Origin of the sequence: Paenibacillus sp. FSL R10-2778, from assembly GCF_038593035.1 — a bacterium.
Lineage (GTDB): Bacteria > Bacillota > Bacilli > Paenibacillales > Paenibacillaceae > Paenibacillus_AQ > Paenibacillus_AQ odorifer.
The window spans coordinates 4,454,303-4,472,751 of the sequence record NZ_CP151956.1; the positions used below are offsets into that span (position 1 = coordinate 4,454,303).

Sequence of the window (18,449 nt, forward strand, 5' to 3'; positions counted from 1 at the left end):
TTGACTTAGAGTAAACTCTAAGCTTTATGATTACATCGTTGTTGAAACACTAAATATTCTTGTAAAAACGGAGGAATTCACATGCAATATACTGTAATTACAGGCGCCAGTTCAGGTATAGGTTTTGAAACCGCTCTAGCCTTTGCGGCTCGCGGTAAAAACTTAATTGTTACAGCCCGCAGAAGGGAGCAACTGGAGGAGCTAAAATCTGAAATCAATCATAACTCCCCCGATGTAGATGTCGTTATTCGAGTAACTGACTTATCCGTTTCTAGTAATGCTTATAAGCTTTATGAGGATCTACAAGGGTTCGAAATCGAAACTTGGATCAACAATGCGGGGTTTGGAAATTTCGCTTCAGTGGCCAAGCAAGATTTAGATAAAATTTCTGCAATGCTGCATCTGAACATTGAATCGTTGACGATCCTTTCCTCTCTATTCGTTCGTGATTATTCCAATGTTGAAGGAACACAATTAATCAACGTTTCATCCGGTGGCGGCTATACGATTGTGGGAAATGCCATTACGTACTGTGCGACTAAGTTCTATGTGAGTGCCTTTACTGAAGGACTCTCTCATGAGTTGAAGAGTCAAGGTGCACTTATGCAGGCTAAAGTGCTAGCACCTGCCGCAACAGAAACAGAATTCGCGAAGCTTTCTTTCGATGTCCCCGAATTCGAATATCATGGGACTGTGCCGAAATATCATACCGCGAAGGAAATGGCTGGATTCATGCTTGACCTGTATGATAACGATCATGTTGTGGGGATTGTTAATGGTTTGACGTACGAGTTCGAGTTGAGAGATACCCTCTATAATTATGTGGCGAGCACGCGATAAGCTCATCTTGTAATGGCAAGTTAAGAAGCATGACCATCCATTACGGATCGCTATGCTTCAACAATGATGTATCACCTAAATCCCCTATCAAAAAAAGGCTGCCAATCCCTTATGGGCGGCAACCTTTGATTTTTACTCTACGACAACGCCAACATCGCGTTCATATCTTCTTCAGCAGTAGTAATTAGCTTCAATCCAAAAAGCTCTACCAGAACATCCAGTACACCTGGTGAAATGAACTCGGGTGGCTTTGGTCCGATGCGAATGTCCTGAATGCCGAGACTGAACAAGCCTAGCAGAATGGCTACTGCTTTTTGCTCAAACCAAGACAGCACGATGCTGACAGGCAGCTCGTTCACCGTACACTCAAATGCCTCAGCCAGAGCCATGGCAATCTTCACTGTAGAACCGGAATTATTACATTGCCCAAGGTCAATGTAACGCGGAATACCGGTGTCTCCAACGGTGCCATAATCTACGTCATTGAAACGGAACTTTCCGCAAGAAGTCGTTAAAATGACAGTATCGTTCGGTAAGGAAGTCGCCAACTCACGGTAGTAATTCCCGCCAGTACCTGGCGCATCACAACCAGCAATGACGAAAAACCGGCGGATATGCCCGTCTTTGACAGCTTGAATGATCTCTGGTGCTAACCCGATTACAGTTTCATGATGATATCCGGTCGTAAGTACCAGATCTGACTCTACATCAGCCGCAGGTAGGGACAACGCACGATTAATTAATGGGGAGAAATCGTCGCCCGTTATTTTCTCTACACCTTCCAGCCCCGCTACTTCATATGAGAAAAAGCGGTCTGCATACGTGCCTTTAATCGGCATTACACAGTTTGTGGTAGCAAGAATTGCACCGGGAAACTGCTCGAACAATCTACGCTGATCATACCATGCTTTGCCGATGTTGCCTTTCAGATGCTTATACTTTTTGAGTGCAGGATATCCATGCGCAGGCAGCATTTCTGAGTGGGTATAAATGTTGATGCCTTTCCCCTCTGTCTGCCGCAGTAATTCCTCCAGCGCATATAAATTATGTCCTGTTACAACAATACATTGACCTTCAATTTTGTTCTGACTGACTGTGATCGGTTGCGGAATGCCAAAGCGGTCCGTATGCGCACGATCCAGTACATCCATGATGCGAACCGCCGCATCCCCGACCTTCATCGCCATCTCCAAATGTTCCTGTGTATTAAAGTTGGAATTGGTCAACGTCATATACAAAGCTTCGTGGGTGATACGATCCACCTCGGGATCGCTATATCCTAGCTGCCGGGCATGTGTCGCATACGCTGCAATTCCTTTTAATGCAAAAATCATGGTATCCTGCAAACTCGCAATGGTTTCATTTTTGCCACATACCCCTACAACGGTGCATCCGCCATTCGGTGTCTGTTCACATTGGTAACAAAACATATCGTTATCCTCCATATCTAGATAATCATTCGTTACTTCCAACGTAACAGAACACCAAAGCTTGAGTTGTGATTACACACACATTTTTTTAGATCAAGCAGATTTAAATGTCCTTCTATTTATAACAACCATTAATACAATAACGCTTAAACAAATGAAAATATTAATCTCAAAAACCAATTTGAACGCCTGCAACTGACTCCCTTGTCCTGTCTCTCCACTCATCACACCAAGTCCAAGTGCTGAGCCAAAGACCATACCCGCATTTCTTGTTAAAGCAATTAATCCGCCAATCGAACCCACGTGTTCCCGAGGTGTCTGCTGCATAATGAAGCTATTATTAGGAGAGGCAATGAGCCCCATACCAAGGCCAATAAGAGATAGAATCGCCGCGATTCCATAAATCGGTATATGATCTAAATACACCAGTAACAAGATAAACCCGCTTCCCATGCAGCTCAGTCCCATAAGCATCAGACGATGAGAGCCATAACGGTCGGAGCAGTAGCCTGCGAGAGGGCCTGCAAACGCCAAGGCAATGGGATAAGCCGCCATAATATATCCTGTCGTAGATGACGAGAACGGAGCCGACACCCCCATCAAATAAAATGGAATGAGGACAAGCAATGTATTAGATAAAATAAAAGAGGCACAGCTAACGATCAAGCCTCCCGCTACAGTTGGAATTTTCAATGCTTGTAAGGGTAGAAAAGGAGTCTTTTGCTTCCGCTCCCAGAATAGAAAAGTAATCAACAACAAGGAAACCCCCACCAAACTTGTCATTGTCCGCACGGACACCCAGCCCCATTTGCTCCCATTTGTTATTACGAGAAGGACCAAGGTGATGAATGCCATAAACAAGCTGGCCCCCACGAAGCTGATAGCACCCGGCTTGCGCTCTTGCACACGGTTCGGGATGTACCGATATGCCATAATTGTAGCCACAATCGCCACAGGAACATGGATTAAAAATAACCATTTCCAGCTCAGCCACTCTGCAATCAAACCTCCCGCTATAGGTCCCGTCATCCCGCCCAGCGCGACAGCTGTACTTAAAATTCCGAGTGCACGACCTCTTTGCTCTTTCGGCATATGAATGGTGATGAGTGCAATATTAGTTGCTTGGAACATCGCAGCTCCTACTCCCTGTACAACTCTGAGCGTTAGCAATATTGGCAGATTAGGTGAAAAAGCGACCAGGATAGAACCCACAGTAAAAATCACAAATCCAAGATTGTGAATCCGGCGAAAACCATAACGGTCTCCCAGTTTCCCCATAATAGGAAGAAGAGCCGTAATCACTAGCAGATAACCTGTTGTGATCCATAATCCCTTCCCAAGCTCTGTCTGAAAATAATTCACAATAAAAGGAAGCGACACATTCACAATTCCAGCTGTAAAATGGGAAATAAACGCCCCCATACAAATAGCCGCCATCATTCCCAGCCGCTGCCCGTGTGTGCTTTTAAACTCTATATCTTTTGCTGCCATCATGTTGATCCCGTCCCTACTCATATTGTTTAAGAATTACTAACAATTATAAGTAGATCCCTTGCAAGAACAATCCCATAAAGATGGGATGGGAATGGTTTAGGCGAATATGTCTATCAGTATAGGTGACGAAAATCAGAGATAATGCAAAACAGCAAAAAGCGGCACATTTAAGTGCCGCCACTGAATTATTATCTATAAGAGTCATGCGTTGGGCGAAACAAATCTTCTTCGGAACTTCTGACCATAGAAAAATGTTCGACATTGTAGTGCCCATGTAATGTTTTATTGTGATGCTTGATGATTTGTTCTGCACTTAAAACATCATTGTCCGTTGTAGAATGACCATCTCCGACCAATGTAACATCCATGCCGCTAACCGTAGCCGTCCGAACCGCAGTATCGATGCAGTGTTGAGTTTTACATCCCATAATCACCACATGCTCAATCTGCTGATCTTTCAGATATTGTAGCAGCTCAGTTCCGTGAAAAGAATTCGTTGCCAGCTTATCAAAGATTTTGGCATTTGCAGACCTGTTGATTTCATTGTGAACTTGAAAGCCTGTACCTGTTCCTTCAGCGACATCTAGATCCCTAACGAACACAACTTCGACATCGGCTTCTTTTGCTTGTTCAATCACTTTATTAATATTCCGGATAAGCTGCTCTTTATTGAATACTGCACTTTCCTTTTCGTTTCCATCCATTAATTCTTGTTGTGCATCGATGATTAATAATACCTGATTCAAATGATTTTCCCCTTTCGAATGGTGGGGAAACGTCAACGCTTGATCAGTTAAACGTTATCCCCATATCATTTTGCAAGCTGACATTGTTTTTCATAATATCTACCTCCCAATAAAAATGGTATATAAACTTTAATCTTATAATTTAAGACTTTTTTAGTTTACCATATTTTTAAAATGTACTCTCTAAAAACTTTGATTGCTACATCCATTGATACATCATAAAAATGGTGGAAATCAGATTAGTCAGCCCGTGCAGAACCCAACCTGGAATGATCGAACCGCCGGATAATTTCTCATCCAACATTCCGATGCTCCAACCCACAAAACCTGTAAGAATCATTACAACAGCAGAATTCAATAATCCGGAACTGCTGTATAACAGCACAGCATGTACGACACCAAATAATAAAGCTTGAGCACAGTTTCCAATTCCGAATCCGAATTTCGAACTTAACCGTTTACCAATGAAGCCGCGGAACAGAATCTCTTCGGACAAGCTAGTCTGTAACCAAGAATAAATCAATGCCGGAATCAAACCTTTAAGACCTGTACCATAAAACTGTGAGCTGGCCAAAGTATTCTTATCCAGCATATAGATTGCTGTAAGCATTCCCAGGCTGGTGAATATAGTCATTGTAAGTATAAACCATAGTATGAACTGCTTCCTAGAAAGCAAGTGGGGTTTCTTCCAGCCAATCCACATGGCAAAGGATGAAGTTGTTCTGCTTGTAAAAAACCAGTATGTATAGGGAATGATGCTGAATAAGATGAGCTGAAGGACTGCACTGATGAGCAATGACAATGTCAACGGAATACCCTCCCTTTAATAAGAACAGCCTCAATATATCATGGACCGCTGCTTACCAGCGGAAAGAGACCGTAACTTGCAGGTTAGGTGGAGTAGTTGGTTGCGGATTGCTACTCAGGCAGTGGTAATACCGCCAACATCATGAACTGCCCATTCTCATATCTGAAACTGACGCTTCCTTGAAGCTGTTGAACCGCATACTCAATGCTTTCGATTCCGAACCCTCTACGCCCAAAGTTCCGCTTGCTGGACAAAAAAGAGCCCTGCCCGTCCTCTGTAAGCAGAGATGCAGGATTCTTTAAAGAAATCACCAATAACCCGTCGCAATAAATCACTTCCAGCCCAATAACATTCTGCTCTGACTCTGGTAATCTCTGAACCCCTTCGATTGCATTATCTAATGCATTGCCTAAAATAATTGCAATTTCAACCTCTTTGCCTGCAAGTAACAGGTCCTGCGGGATGCGAAAATGAGATTGCATTGTAACTTGATGTAGCTCGGCTTTGGCGAACTTCTCATTATAGATGGCATCAATAGCTATATTTCCAGAAGAAATATACTTTTCTCCTGCCTCCTGTGTCGAAGCAAGCTCCGCAATATATCGCTTGGCTTCTTGTACAGCTCCTTCGTCCAGCAGAGAATGAATAAGGATCAACACATGGTTCAGATCATGCCGCAAACGCTGTGCTTCCTGATTAACTTTCAGTTTACTCGTGTAATCCTTCACTTGCTGCTGAAGCACATGATTATGCAATTCTATTTGCATCCGTTTCATTAACTTTTGATATATAAACATTACAGCCACATTAATTACAAGAATCCCAAGCAGGATGAATACAAAATCAAACGGAATATCAAAAGGTTTATCACTGGAATTTCTCAGATTCACAATAATAATAAGCAAAGAACCCGCAGAAACAAGATTCAGCACAGCCCAATCCTGATTCGACAGTAACGTTGTGGTATCCACTTTGAACAACCGCAGCAATAGCAGACATAACATGATGCTTAGCAAAACAACAAATAGGAAAGCAAAAGATAACCACCAGAAATTAACTGTATCTATTCCCTCGGCATTGAGTGGGATATGCTGAATCCCAGACCATACCAGCATCTCAATAACCACCGTAAACACTGTATAGAAACTGCTAAAGAACAGCTTTTGTAGCACACTGCCGCGGAAATAAATAATGGTAATCAGACTATACACAAGCAGGTGAAGGATGACCGAATCAACTAGAGGTAAGCTAGCAGCGGTAAGCGATTTAATTATATAAAAGATAATAAGACAACCTATAAATGACTGTTTGCTCCTGCTCAGGATCAGGAATTTCTTGAGAAAAATATAAAATGTGACCCCTTGCGAGACATATATAAGGACGAGCATAAATACACCAAAAAAGTAAGGACTAATCTCCCGGATGAAAGACATTTATCTTAAGAGCCTCTTTTCTATAAAGGCATGGTAGGACCGTAAAGAATCAGAGCTTCTACTGCGGCTGACGGGAAGCTCCACCCCGTTCTTCAGCTGAATAAGTTCTTTGCTTAAAGAACGAACATACAGCCAATTTACTAGGAATCCCGTATGTACGCGACAAAAATCATGTGATCCCAGCTGTCCTTCCAACTCTCTCAGTTTGCCATAATACGAGTAAGTCCCTTGTTCAGTACAAAGGACCAATTTTTTGCCTCGTTCTACCGTGATATACATAATATCATCTACCCTTAAATTATAGCTCATATGATGGATTGAGAATGACAGCACGTTGTTTCTTTGCATGCATTGCTGAATGGCTTTGACTGTGGCGGTCTGCAGTTCATGTTCATCAATGGGTTTCAGTAAATAGCGAAAGGGATGAACCGCAAAGCTTCTTCTCATATAACTTGTATGGCTGGTGACATAGATAATTAATACCCTGGCATCTTTGAGCCGGATCTTCTCTGCGACTTCTATACCGTTATACTCGGGCATCTCCATATCCAGATAAACTATATCGTATGCGGTAGTCGTCATTGCCTGAAGCAGGGTTTGGCCTGATTCAAAAATCTCAATAGAGGCAGTCATCCCTTGCAGGCTAGTTATCTGCTTCATGAGTAATTCTTCCAACCGCGAGGCATCTTGCCTCTGATCGTCACAGATTGCAATGTGAAGATTCATATTATGTATCCCTCCAAGTGAACGTAATTCTATCATATTATAATTTGAAAAAATATGAAGAACCGCCAAAAAGCCGATCCTCTCGGACCGGCCTATAAACTCTTTTTTACAGGGAAGTTTTTACCCTAGTCAATTCATCGGAATCGCGGACGCCAGCCGCCGAAACTGGATGAAAATAAACAGAGCGGTCAGCATCACCACAATTCCTGAACCGAGGAACCATAGCTGCACACCGTATCGATCCACCACAGGTCCTGCCAACAGCAGCCCAATTGGCGAAGACAACATCATAATGCTGGTCACGAGTGAAATGACACGCCCAAGCATCTCGGGTTCAAAAGAACGTTGGATCATCGCCATGAAGGGACCATTGAAGAAGGGTGCCGCACTACCCATCAAGAACGAGAGAATGGCAAAGATCACAAATGCATTCGGACCAATCAAACCACTGACCACACAGGTAAGACCGATGACTAGCAGACCTACGCTCATATAGCTAATGTCGCTCCATTTAGATGAGAACATCGACAATAGCAGACCGCCTAAAATCATCCCGATGCTGAACACCGCTTCCACCAGGCTGGCACTGTATCCTCCACGGCCAAAATGAGACAATGTCATATAAGGAAACAGTGTCGCCAAGGGCATAAATGCGATACTAAACACCGCAGTAGCCCCCGTAATCAACACAATGGGTTTCGCTTGAATGAGTGCGTTCCAACCCAAACGGAATTCTTGAACGAAAGACGGCGCAGCTGAAGACTGCACTTTAGGCTGATGGATCTTCACCATGAACAGCATCAGATTCGCAATCAAAGCCCCGGCCACATCGAGTAGTAATACTGCCCCGAGCGAAGTTGCCGAGTAAACCGCTATCCCAAGTGCAGGACCCATTACATTCGAGAAAGAGAACACCATCTGCTGCCAGCCCGCGACTCTTGTCAATTCTTCTTCAGGAGCAATCAACGGAACAGCCGCCTGAAACGCCGGAGCATGAAAGGCTGATGCCGCCGAACGCAGGCTCAGAATGACATACACAAAGCCAAGTCCCGGTTCCCCCCACATGAAATAAATACCTAATATCAGACTGAAGAGCGCAATTGCGCTATCAGCAATAATCATCGTTATTTTACGATTCCAACGGTCCAGCCAGACCCCTACAAAAGGACCCAAGACCGCTTGCGGCAAAAACGCTGCCAACCCAGCAATCATCAAAACTGCCGCTGACCCTGTCGATTCCGTCAAGTGCCAGATCACCGCGAATTGAACCATCGAACTCGTGAGAATCGAGAAAATCTGTCCGCTAAAAATAAGGGCGAAGGCTTTTTTCCATTGTATTTGCATAAGGTCATCTCCTTTGATTAAAAACTTAAATAAACTCATTCCATGAGCATAGGCACACTGAAACAGGCACATCACAAATAAACTCATTTCCATATCTCAAAAAATGAATGAGTCCACTTGTCTTGCACCACTGATTACCATAAACGAATGGAATGGGTCACAAGGAGCACCTCCTGAAAAAAATTATGTTCATTATAACATCGCATCTCTTCCCTGAGCCAGTTCCAATTGTTCTTTTTGCGAAAAATTTGATCTATCTCCACCTTCCGAATAAATTCCTAAATAAGGGAGAAGATAAAAATCACTTAACATCTCATTTATTTAAGGAGAATTGCATGCGGAAATTTTTTAACGCCAAGACACCTCCGTCTAATCCTAAGGTGCACCCTCAATTCGAAGCCGAAAATGAGCTTTCAATGAAGGATCTTTTTTCCCATGCTATCTCTGCGTCTCTCGAAGACAACTTACAGATTATTAATAATTGTTTTGCGAATTGTTCGGACCTAAAGGTTATTCCATGGCATTATGGCCCGGATCTTAAGTATGAAGCCTCATCCGTCTATTTCAATACACTTACTAAGTCTGACCCTACAAATTATTTTAAAGATGTCTTGCAGAATTTAGTTCCGCATGAGCTGGGTCCCACCTTGGACGTGACCGTTGAAGATGTCATCTCCTATTTTGAAAAAAATGGTGTTTCATCACCGCTGCTTGAATTAATGGACAATATCGGTCAAGCCATTAAGGGGATTCTTGATGGGAAAGTTGTCCTTTTCTTTACAGGTTGGCAAAAAGCCGTTGCCTATTATGCCTTCGATGTAGAACAGCGCCAAACCTCTGAGCCCATTTCAGAGCCTACTGTTCAAGGTCCCCACGTCAGCTTTATAGAAAGCTTAGAGCGTAATGTAGGTGTTATTCGTAGTTTGCTGAAATCTACTAATCTTAAGTTCGAGTTCTTTACCTCTGGTAAGCAGGTTCAAAGAACGTTGTCCTATGGTTATCTGGATGGAGTAGTCAAACCAGAAACATTAAATCAATTCAAACAACGGATAGCAAGTATTGATCAGGAAGAAATTCTTGACGTTTCCTATCTCGAAGAGTGGATCGGTGATTCGCTCTACTCACCATTTCCACAAGTCCGCTATACAGAACGACCGGATACAGCTATAACAGCTCTGCTAGACGGAAAAATTATTGCTATGGTTAACGGAAGTCCTTCCATTCTGATCTGTCCCGGGAATTTCATGGAGTTTTTTACGAATAGCGAAGATTATTACTACCGGACCATTTTTTCATCATTGATAAGAATGATTAGGGTCGCTGCCTTCATCATTGCCCTGCTGTTACCCAGTACCTATATTGCCTTATCCAACTTCCATTCCGAACTAATTCCCACGGTTCTGCTGCTTGCCATTCTAAACACACGCGAAGGAATCCCCTTTCCGGCTATGGTTGAAGCTTTGATCATGGAGTTTTTCTTTGAACTATTGAGAGAGGCGGGCATACGCTTACCCAGACCGATTGGATCGGCCGTCAGTATCGTTGGGGCTTTGGTCATTGGACAAGCTGCTATTCAATCGCAGATTGCCTCTCCGGTCATGGTCATTGTCGTCGCTTTGACGGGCATTGCCTCATTTGCGCTACCACAATACAATATGGCAATTGCGCTGCGGATTTTACGGTTTCCCTTAATGATTCTCGCGGCAACATTCGGAGGACTTGGCATCATGGTCGGTTTTATTCTAATTTATCTCCATCTGGCTACCTTGCGCTCTTTAGGAGAACCGTATTTAGACTCGTTAGCTCCGTTAGATCTTAAAAGAGTACGTGATTCTATTTTTCTACTTCCGAGAAGACTGCTGCTTCATTCACCACGGAATCGACACCTATATAAAAAGACTTCGGGAAGGAAGTAGATATAGTGAAGCGGCTTACTACCATACTAATTTCCCTTCTTGTACTCACTCTAACTAGCGGATGCTGGGATAATAAAGAATTGGACGAGTATGGGTATGTGCAGGCGGTCGCCATTGACCAAAGCGAAGACAATCGGATTGTAATCACGACACATTTCTATAATCCTTCCACCAAAATAGAAATGGGACAAGCAGGGGATCCAGCGTCCAAGGGAATTAATATTGTTACGAGTGGAGAAACCTTTTTTGAAGCAATAAGGGAGATCCCGGCAAAATTTGGCCGAAAAGCCAAATGGGATCATATGCGTGTCATATTAATCGGGGAGCAACTAGCCAGAACCTCGAACATCCGGGAGGTACTTGATTTTTTCTCCAGGGATCAAGAACCGCGTGGTACTGTTCTTCCTCTCATCGCTGAGCAATCTGCGGCACCATTTTTAGATATCAACCCGTTTATCGAACAGACCATTGGTCAACAGTATAAGAGAATGGAGACGAGCGGTGCTCTATATGCCGCAAAAACTTCCAAGATTCCTCTCTATGAGCTGGCTATACAAATGTGTAGCCCCTCCAATACTTCCATCATCCCTTACCTCCATAATTCCAGTTTGGATCATAAACCCTTGATATCTGGGCTGGCTGTAATTCATGACGGTAAAATGATTGACATTCTAAAGGAGAAGGATACAGAAGCATTCATGATGCTGACGGATAGATATATCTATGGAGTACTAGAATTTCCTTGCCCGGATGAGACCGAAGTACCGCTGCGGAAAAAAGAAACGCTTGAAGTGCTTACCTTCAACAGTACGCTTACTCCAATCGTAAAAAACGGTTCTGTGTCCGTCGGTGTAAACATTGCTATTGAAGGGATGATCGGAGAATTACGTTGCTCACATTTAAAAAACAATAAGGACATGAAGCTTTTTGAGCAGCGTATCATAACTCAGGTTGAACAACAGGTTGAGCACGCAACCAAGTTTTTGAAAACAAAAAAGATCGACGCACTCGGAATTGGCAATCAGATTTACCGAAAAAATCCGCAGCTGTGGAAACAACTAGAGCCTCAATGGAAGGATACATTCGCCCAGACTCAGTTCGATATCAACGTTGATGTCAAAGTGTTAAGCACTGGAATGAACTCAGGCACAATATTTGGAACAAAGGAGAAGTAGCTATGGTGGGAAAAATAATCTGCATTCTCTTATTAGCTTCCGCTATGCTAGCCCATGACATCCCAAGGTTTAGACAAGCCTCCATCCGCGATCGAGTAGTTTATGGAGTATTATTACTACCCGTACTTTATCTCGGATTTATCTTTATTGCAGCTAAGCCATGGCCCAATTTAGATTCCATCTTCAATTTATTCACGGCTCCAGCTGAGCACATCGTCCATTGGATCAACCCTGCCATTTCATAAGCTTAAAGAATGAGGAGGAACGTATGAATAAGCAAGAACGTGTTAGTTCGATCCAAATGTCCATGCTGTTTCTCTTCTTTATGACCGGTTCCTCAATCGTTATCGTCCCTGCGTCACTAACTAACTTTGCCGGCAACGGAGCCTGGATATCCCTCTTAATCGCCTCGGCCATAGGAATGGCTCTGCTTTCCGGTATTCTATATTTGAACCGACGAGCGCCAGATCTTTCGCTTGTGGAACAAAGCCGCTCCGTACTTGGAAACGGACTGACCCTCGTCCTCCTGATTCCTTTCACTTGTGTACTGTTTTGGAATGTCGCAGGAATTGTAATTGAGATCGGAACCTTTTTCAAAAGCACGATGTTAAAAGAAACGCCCACTTACGCAGTAAATACCATGTTTTTTATTACGATTGCGATGACAGCTCTAGCTGGAATTGAAGTGATTGCCCGCATGGCAGCCGTCCTAATGTCACTAATGTTCGGATTTATCATCTTAGTCTGGATACTCGTAGCAGGGTTGTATCATCCCGAGTACCTACTGCCCATCATGCCTGATGGATTTAGGCCTATCCTAAGTGCTGCATATGTAGTCTATGGCTTTCCCTATTCCGAGCTTATCGTTTTTTCGATGATTTTACCGTTCGTGCGTAAAGAAGACAATTCTAAACTGGGAAAACAGATGTATCTTGCACTCATCATCAATGCCCTGACGTTAATTGCTTCTGTCATTAGCAGTATTATGGTATTGGGACCACTGTCCGGCAGCTTGAAATATTCATTATATCAGTTGGCGAGACTCATTTATTTTCAGGAAACCATTGAAAGAATCGAATCCGTGATTGGTTTTTCACTCATTATCGGGTTCTATTTCAAGGCTTCTATCCTGCTGCTTATTCTTATTAAAGTACTAAAGGAGCTTCTGAGATTGAAGGATGAACGTTTAATTGTTTTCCCACTTGCTTTTGTCTGCCTGCTGTTATCTGTAACGACTTACACACAGGAGTCTGAGCTTGAGGAAATCGTGAATACTACATGGCCCTTGATCACTAACCTAGCTTACATCCTGCCGTTTCTTCTGATTCTATTGGTCACTTTTATTCGTTATCATATAAATCAACACAAAAAATAACCCGTTCTAAACGGATTCCATTCCCCTATATCATTTCGCAGACTTCAGCTTCTTCTTTTCTTGGATCCAGCCCGCCAGGAAAAGTATTACTCTACATAATTGCTTGCCATCACGATTGAAGATTCTGAGATTTCCGGACCCAGAGGACGTTATTTGCAATTTTTTGGCCTATAGAGCAGAGTTTAGGACTCCACTGACACCATCTCATAAAAAAGACTCATATTGAGTGTATTTAGTGGGAATAGCTGCTATACAGTCCGCTAGGATGCAAAATATGGACCAACGACGCGTTTAAGGTCAGCTGTGTCCGATGGGCTTGGTCTGTACAATTGTTATTGGATCAAACGAAGCAAAGTAGGGATGCCCAACAGCCACTTTTAGCTTATTAGGACACCCCTGTTAAGTTTATTACGTTACTCGCTCTAACCAATAAATTCTTGAACCCACTCGCTGTTATAGTAACCTATTCCAATTTCTGTGAAGCTGCTATTCAGGATGTTGGCACGATGACCAGGACTGTTCATCCATTGGTTCATTACTTCTTCTGCGCTCGACTGACCTTTGGCGATATTTTCCCCTGCTGAATTGTATGAGATCCCGAATGCTTTCATCATATCAAACGGAGATCCATACGTAGGAGACTGATGGTCAAAATAGTTATTGTCATACATATCCTGCGCTTTAGCCAAAGCCATTTTCGAAAGTTCGCTATTTAAGCTAAGAGGCTTCAAGCCTGCATTCGTTCTTTCTTTATTCACCAGATCCAATACTTGCTGTACCGATTGGGATGTATTGGTGGATGGTTGTGGATTTGCAGACTTCTGTGGGACAGCAGAATGTTGCGGATTTGCAGAATATTGTGGTTTCGCCGACTGCTGCGGATACGTTGTTTGATCTGTTGTGCTTCCTGTAGGTGGATTGGTACGGATGAACCCATCCAGCCATTTCGTTACATCGCCAGGAACTTGTTTAGTCTTAATTGTTGAATTCCCTGCATTCTCCGTGGAAATGGAAGATGCTTGCGTTAAAGTTGAACTTGAGGCAGTTTTACGAGCATGATTGTCAACCTTCGTTTGTTGAGTTGTCATTTGGTTGTTGGCCGAGTGATTACCCGAACAAGCAGTAACGAGTAATAGCGCTACTATTACGATAAATGGTTTAATAAGAACCCCTCCTGATTTGGCAAAGTAGTGACTTAATCGAATAAAGTTTTTGTAAAGTACCCCTGATTTATTCATCCCTAATTCAAAAATATAAAAAGCAAAAAAGTCCACTCGCAACATGGTTGCTGTGGACTTAATCTTAGTGGATATTTTAGATGCGTCGATATAGTTACATTTATAGTAATTTATAGAATTTTTTACTAATTAATGTTATGCTTTGTTAAGATCATAAAGTATAACATCAAATAAGATTTGGACAAACAAGCTTATAGAAATAAGCAGGCGTTGTTAGGTAAATAGATACTTTTAGATTACTTAATGTAATGTGATTGCAAAATTATTACAAGGAGTGATCATGCTATGTTAGAAGGTATCTCGATAAAACAAGTCTCCATTTATTGTCCTGAAAGAGTGATTAACAACCAATATTTTATTGACCATTTTCAAAAGCAAGGTATAGATATTAAGCGGATTCTTAAAAAGACAGGCAGAAAAAACCGCCATGTTATTGAAGGAACGAAGGAGAACTCGTTGACGATGGCGATTAATGCCGCTCAACAGGCAATTGATGCTGCATCATTGAAATCTGCAGATATAGACCTGATTCTTTTTTCCAGCTCAACTCCGGAATATTTATCACCTACGAATTCATTGCTTATTCACAAAGCTATCAAAGGTAAAGATGATACGCTTTGCTATGACTTGAATGGTAATTGTATAGGAATGTTTATTGCGGTTGAACAGGCTGCTCGTACTTTATACGATGATCCTGATAGAGATAGAGCGTTGGTTATCGGTTCGGATTTTTTAAATTTATGGGCTGATCCTTCACATCCAATAACATATTCAATTTTTGGCGATGCCGCCGTAGCCCTCATTTTAGAAAAAGATCATTCAGAGAGTGGATTAATTGACGTAAGGTATCTTTCGGACAGCCGTTTTACAGAAGAAATTGTGTACCCCGCTCAAGGATTGGCTAAGTCTTTGCGTGATGGGGCTGAACACCGCTACTTACACTGGGGGAGATTCAGCGGAATAGACAGTGTACGATTTGCGGAAGCATCTATTGTTGAATTATTAAACAAACATCACCTAACATTCGAGGATATACAAGTTTTTTGTTTTTCACAATTTACATTGGCTAATATTAAATTACTTCAAGTTAAGCTGAACCTGGATCAACATAAAATTATTTATGTAGCCGACGAATATGGCTATACAGGCACAAGCAGTCCCTTTCTGGCCTTATATTGTGCTATTGAACATGGTTTGATCAAACGTGGCGACAACTTATTATTTTGGACATTGGGGTCAGGTTATCAAGCCGGTTCAATGTTATGGCGTTATTGACATGGGGCTCCATTCATTATCATCCTATCACTATCGAAACTCCACAATACACTAACAACAATCCCATAAGTATATTAAATTGACTTCTATATTTAGATATCATTTTTTTGAAAAGAGAACCGCATAAACACCAACTAAAAGTGCCCATAAACCCGATGAATGCTAAGACTATAGAGTAACTCAATAAGCTAAAATAGGAAGAATGAGAGGTAAGAATAAATGTAGATGTAACTGTGATTCCATATAATATCCCTTTAGGATTAATAAATTGTAAAAGCATACCCGCAATAAAACTGTTGTGTTTATCGCCACTTCCATCACTTTCTTGATGTTTACTTGTAATAATTTTAAATGCTAAATAAAACATGTAGACTCCGCCTATCACAGCCATAATAGATTCAATCTTAGGGATAAAATTGATCAGAAGTATATTAAAATAGCAACATAACAATATGATCACGAAAAAACCTGTGCCCACTCCTAAACAAAATCTCATTGTTTTTCGTAAACCAAACTGGTTTGCAAAAGTCATTGCCATAATGTTATTAGGTCCCGGAGTAAAGCTAGCCACAAATGCATATAAAAACAAAGAAACAATCACTGAATTACACCTCGTTGTATGTTATAATGTATTTATCAGACGCTATAACGTCCTTATGTGCGTTTTATTGTATATCCTGGTCGTTATAAAGTAAATAGAGATAGGAGAATTACCGTGGAAGAGATAAATCAAATCATTGCGGAGAATATAAAAAAGATTAGAAGAAGTAAAGATTTAAGCCTGGAAAAGGTGGCTGAATTAACAGGAGTAAGCAAAACAATGATTGGTCAAATAGAAAGAGGCGAATCGGCACCTACCATTACAACCATTTGGAAGATCGCCAATGGATTAAAAACTTCATTTTCTGCGCTGATAGATTACCCAAAGCCTGACACAAGAGTCGTATTAAGAAATGAAATTCAGCCACTGCTTGAAGACAACGGAAAATATCGGGTGTATCCCTCTTTCCCATTTGATGAAAGCAAACGATTTGAGGGTTATACGGTTGAGATAGACGAGGGTGGATACCTTGATGCCAATCCACATATGGAAGGAACTGAAGAATTAATCACTGTATTTGATGGTGAATTGTCTTTGCGTGTCGATGATAATGAATATCTATTAAAATCTGGTGATTCTATCACGTTTAACGCAGACAAACCCCATGTATATTATAATCCAGGACAATCATTGACCCGTTTAAGCATGATCTTATATTATTCTAGTTAGCAAAAAAAGGAAGGTTCTTAAACCTTGGGATCAAATCTTACTATGATAACCTGCGGAGATAATACTCAGCCTCCCCATTATGAACCGTCCAGCATTAACTTATAAACCTTACCGTCTTTTACATATTCATTATTAAAAAGCAGGGCATCCCCTTCTCTTTTCAGGAATTTCAGATTGTCTCCAAAAAAAGGAAGGTCGTTTGTTTCGGCATATTTTTGCTGTTCTACGTCAAGAAGTGCCTTGTACAACAATGTTTTGGCACCTGTTTTACGATCTATCATCATGAGGAAACCTTGCTGATTGGACCGAATCAGCAGAAAATCCTCGTCCATTCCCTCCACTAAATAATTACCCGAATTACCACCTAGGGTGTTCAGATTAATCGTCTCCGTTACGTTCCCTGTTCCATCTTCAATTAATCGTAATATTTTCCCATTGGTAAGCAGGAGCTGATCGCCAGCTATTTTCACATTGTCACCATAACGAAGATGGTACCCTACACTTGCGTGCCGAATGACCATTCCATCCTTAATAATCATCGTATACCATTTATTATTGATATGTGGTTCTCCGTAAACATCTGTTACGGTTAGATAGATTAGACCTTTCGGCGTCTTCTGAAAATCGAATTGAACAGCATCGAATAACTGCGAACCAAGGTTCGTTAGCAAGCGAGTTTGTCCTGCGGAATCTGTTAGATATAAACCCCCTGTTTTTTATCCACTGTATAAGTAGATCCAGCAAATTGTGCGCTGGCACTAGCATAGTTCAATAGCCCAGTTGCTGTATATATCCTCTTCGTCGCATCCCAGCTGACCGTTGTTCCTCCTAATGAATTTACAAGAAAACGGGCAGGTACATAGAGTTGACCATTAATTTCAAAAGGAACACCTTCTACACTTACCAATTTACCATCAAGGACCCCCTGTTTACTTCCAATACGAACGGCTATCTTTTTTCCCCATCCAGTAAACTCCGCTCTTTGATGCGATTTATCCCATACAACCTTAAGTCCTGCCGCTTCCCAGTGACTGGCTGAAACATAAGTAATCCCATCCTTTACTAGTGCAGCGCTCGTACCTTTCCCGCCTCCATCCATAATGAAAGTGAAGTAAGCGGGCAATGCCGCATTCGCAACTGGAGCAGCAAGCAATGATGCAACAAGTATTGGAGCTAGCAACCATCTTTTATCCATATCTTGATCAACCTCCATGTTAGAAAATCATAAATTCTTCATAGGGTATAGACGCAGTTTAATTCCAAAGATTCCTATAAGTTAACAATAATGGTAAATTCTAAGTTCAAAGTCTCTCCTTCTATTATTCCTCTCAATCTGCCTCTTTTTCTCTCATTTCGTTGTTCCCCCAAGAATCTGTGAA

At 41.8% G+C, this 18,449-nt stretch carries 18 protein-coding genes; 7 read left to right on the plus strand and 11 right to left on the minus strand.

The window, feature by feature from the left end; all coding sequences use genetic code 11:
- Positions 1–81: 81 nt before the first annotated feature.
- A complete protein-coding gene (locus NST40_RS20120; RefSeq protein ID WP_342409926.1) occupies positions 82–840 on the plus strand; it encodes an SDR family NAD(P)-dependent oxidoreductase in 759 nt (252 codons plus the stop codon).
- A gap of 137 nt (positions 841–977) precedes the next feature.
- Here the strand turns inward: NST40_RS20120 and hcp are convergent, their stop codons facing one another.
- From hcp to NST40_RS20155, 7 genes are all read right to left on the minus strand, one after another.
- A complete protein-coding gene (gene hcp / locus NST40_RS20125) occupies positions 978–2,270 on the minus strand; it encodes a hydroxylamine reductase (RefSeq protein ID WP_036688774.1) in 1,293 nt (430 codons plus the stop codon).
- A 93-nt stretch (positions 2,271–2,363) separates the two neighbouring features.
- Positions 2,364–3,764, minus strand: a complete 1,401-nt coding sequence (locus NST40_RS20130) for an MFS transporter (RefSeq protein WP_342409927.1) — start codon at positions 3,762–3,764, stop codon at positions 2,364–2,366.
- A gap of 188 nt (positions 3,765–3,952) precedes the next feature.
- A complete protein-coding gene (locus NST40_RS20135; protein WP_076127240.1) occupies positions 3,953–4,510 on the minus strand; it encodes a cysteine hydrolase family protein in 558 nt (185 codons plus the stop codon).
- Positions 4,511–4,709: 199 nt separating this feature from the next.
- Complete coding sequence (locus tag NST40_RS20140; protein WP_076306918.1) at positions 4,710–5,318, minus strand: CPBP family intramembrane glutamic endopeptidase; 609 nt, start codon at positions 5,316–5,318, stop codon at positions 4,710–4,712.
- A 110-nt stretch (positions 5,319–5,428) separates the two neighbouring features.
- Positions 5,429–6,751: a GHKL domain-containing protein gene (locus tag NST40_RS20145; protein ID WP_341003131.1), complete on the minus strand. Its 1,323-nt coding sequence runs from the start codon at positions 6,749–6,751 to the stop codon at positions 5,429–5,431.
- Entirely contained in the window at positions 6,752–7,477 is a 726-nt protein-coding gene (locus NST40_RS20150; RefSeq protein WP_076190714.1) for a LytTR family DNA-binding domain-containing protein, read from the minus strand.
- Between the two features lie 129 nt (positions 7,478–7,606).
- Complete coding sequence (locus NST40_RS20155) at positions 7,607–8,821, minus strand: MFS transporter (protein WP_076276144.1); 1,215 nt, start codon at positions 8,819–8,821, stop codon at positions 7,607–7,609.
- A 335-nt stretch (positions 8,822–9,156) separates the two neighbouring features.
- Between NST40_RS20155 and NST40_RS20160 the strand changes: the two genes are divergently transcribed.
- The 4 genes from NST40_RS20160 to NST40_RS20175 are packed head-to-tail and all read left to right on the plus strand — an operon-like array spanning position 9,157 to position 13,287.
- Entirely contained in the window at positions 9,157–10,737 is a 1,581-nt protein-coding gene (locus tag NST40_RS20160) for a spore germination protein (protein ID WP_256717474.1), read from the plus strand.
- 5 nt (positions 10,738–10,742) lie between these two features.
- A complete protein-coding gene (locus NST40_RS20165; RefSeq protein ID WP_076276143.1) occupies positions 10,743–11,912 on the plus strand; it encodes a Ger(x)C family spore germination protein in 1,170 nt (389 codons plus the stop codon).
- A 2-nt stretch (positions 11,913–11,914) separates the two neighbouring features.
- Positions 11,915–12,157 carry a hypothetical protein gene (locus NST40_RS20170; protein WP_076217873.1) on the plus strand — a complete coding sequence of 81 codons (243 nt, stop codon included), beginning with the start codon at positions 11,915–11,917 and terminating at the stop codon, positions 12,155–12,157.
- A gap of 23 nt (positions 12,158–12,180) precedes the next feature.
- Positions 12,181–13,287, plus strand: coding sequence for an endospore germination permease (locus NST40_RS20175; protein WP_340396889.1), 1,107 nt, complete (start codon positions 12,181–12,183; stop codon positions 13,285–13,287).
- A 422-nt stretch (positions 13,288–13,709) separates the two neighbouring features.
- Here the strand turns inward: NST40_RS20175 and NST40_RS20180 are convergent, their stop codons facing one another.
- Positions 13,710–14,375, minus strand: a complete 666-nt coding sequence (locus tag NST40_RS20180) for a CAP domain-containing protein (protein ID WP_081387123.1) — start codon at positions 14,373–14,375, stop codon at positions 13,710–13,712.
- Between the two features lie 435 nt (positions 14,376–14,810).
- Here NST40_RS20180 and NST40_RS20185 point away from each other — a divergent pair, with 435 nt between their 5' ends.
- Positions 14,811–15,800, plus strand: a complete 990-nt coding sequence (locus NST40_RS20185) for a ketoacyl-ACP synthase III (protein WP_076276140.1) — start codon at positions 14,811–14,813, stop codon at positions 15,798–15,800.
- Between the two features lie 19 nt (positions 15,801–15,819).
- Here NST40_RS20185 and NST40_RS20190 read toward each other — a convergent pair whose 3' ends face one another.
- Positions 15,820–16,401, minus strand: a complete 582-nt coding sequence (locus tag NST40_RS20190; protein ID WP_076304549.1) for a LysE family transporter — start codon at positions 16,399–16,401, stop codon at positions 15,820–15,822.
- A 114-nt stretch (positions 16,402–16,515) separates the two neighbouring features.
- Here NST40_RS20190 and NST40_RS20195 point away from each other — a divergent pair, with 114 nt between their 5' ends.
- A complete protein-coding gene (locus tag NST40_RS20195) occupies positions 16,516–17,070 on the plus strand; it encodes an XRE family transcriptional regulator (RefSeq protein ID WP_342409929.1) in 555 nt (184 codons plus the stop codon).
- 77 nt (positions 17,071–17,147) lie between these two features.
- On the opposite strand, the gene NST40_RS20200 is transcribed toward NST40_RS20195, so the two are convergent.
- Together NST40_RS20200 and NST40_RS20205 are read right to left on the minus strand one after the other, a co-directional pair.
- Positions 17,148–17,741 carry a hypothetical protein gene (locus tag NST40_RS20200; protein ID WP_342409930.1) on the minus strand — a complete coding sequence of 198 codons (594 nt, stop codon included), beginning with the start codon at positions 17,739–17,741 and terminating at the stop codon, positions 17,148–17,150.
- A 23-nt stretch (positions 17,742–17,764) separates the two neighbouring features.
- Positions 17,765–18,265: a copper amine oxidase N-terminal domain-containing protein gene (locus tag NST40_RS20205; RefSeq protein WP_342409931.1), complete on the minus strand. Its 501-nt coding sequence runs from the start codon at positions 18,263–18,265 to the stop codon at positions 17,765–17,767.
- Between the last annotated feature and the right edge of the window lie 184 nt (positions 18,266–18,449).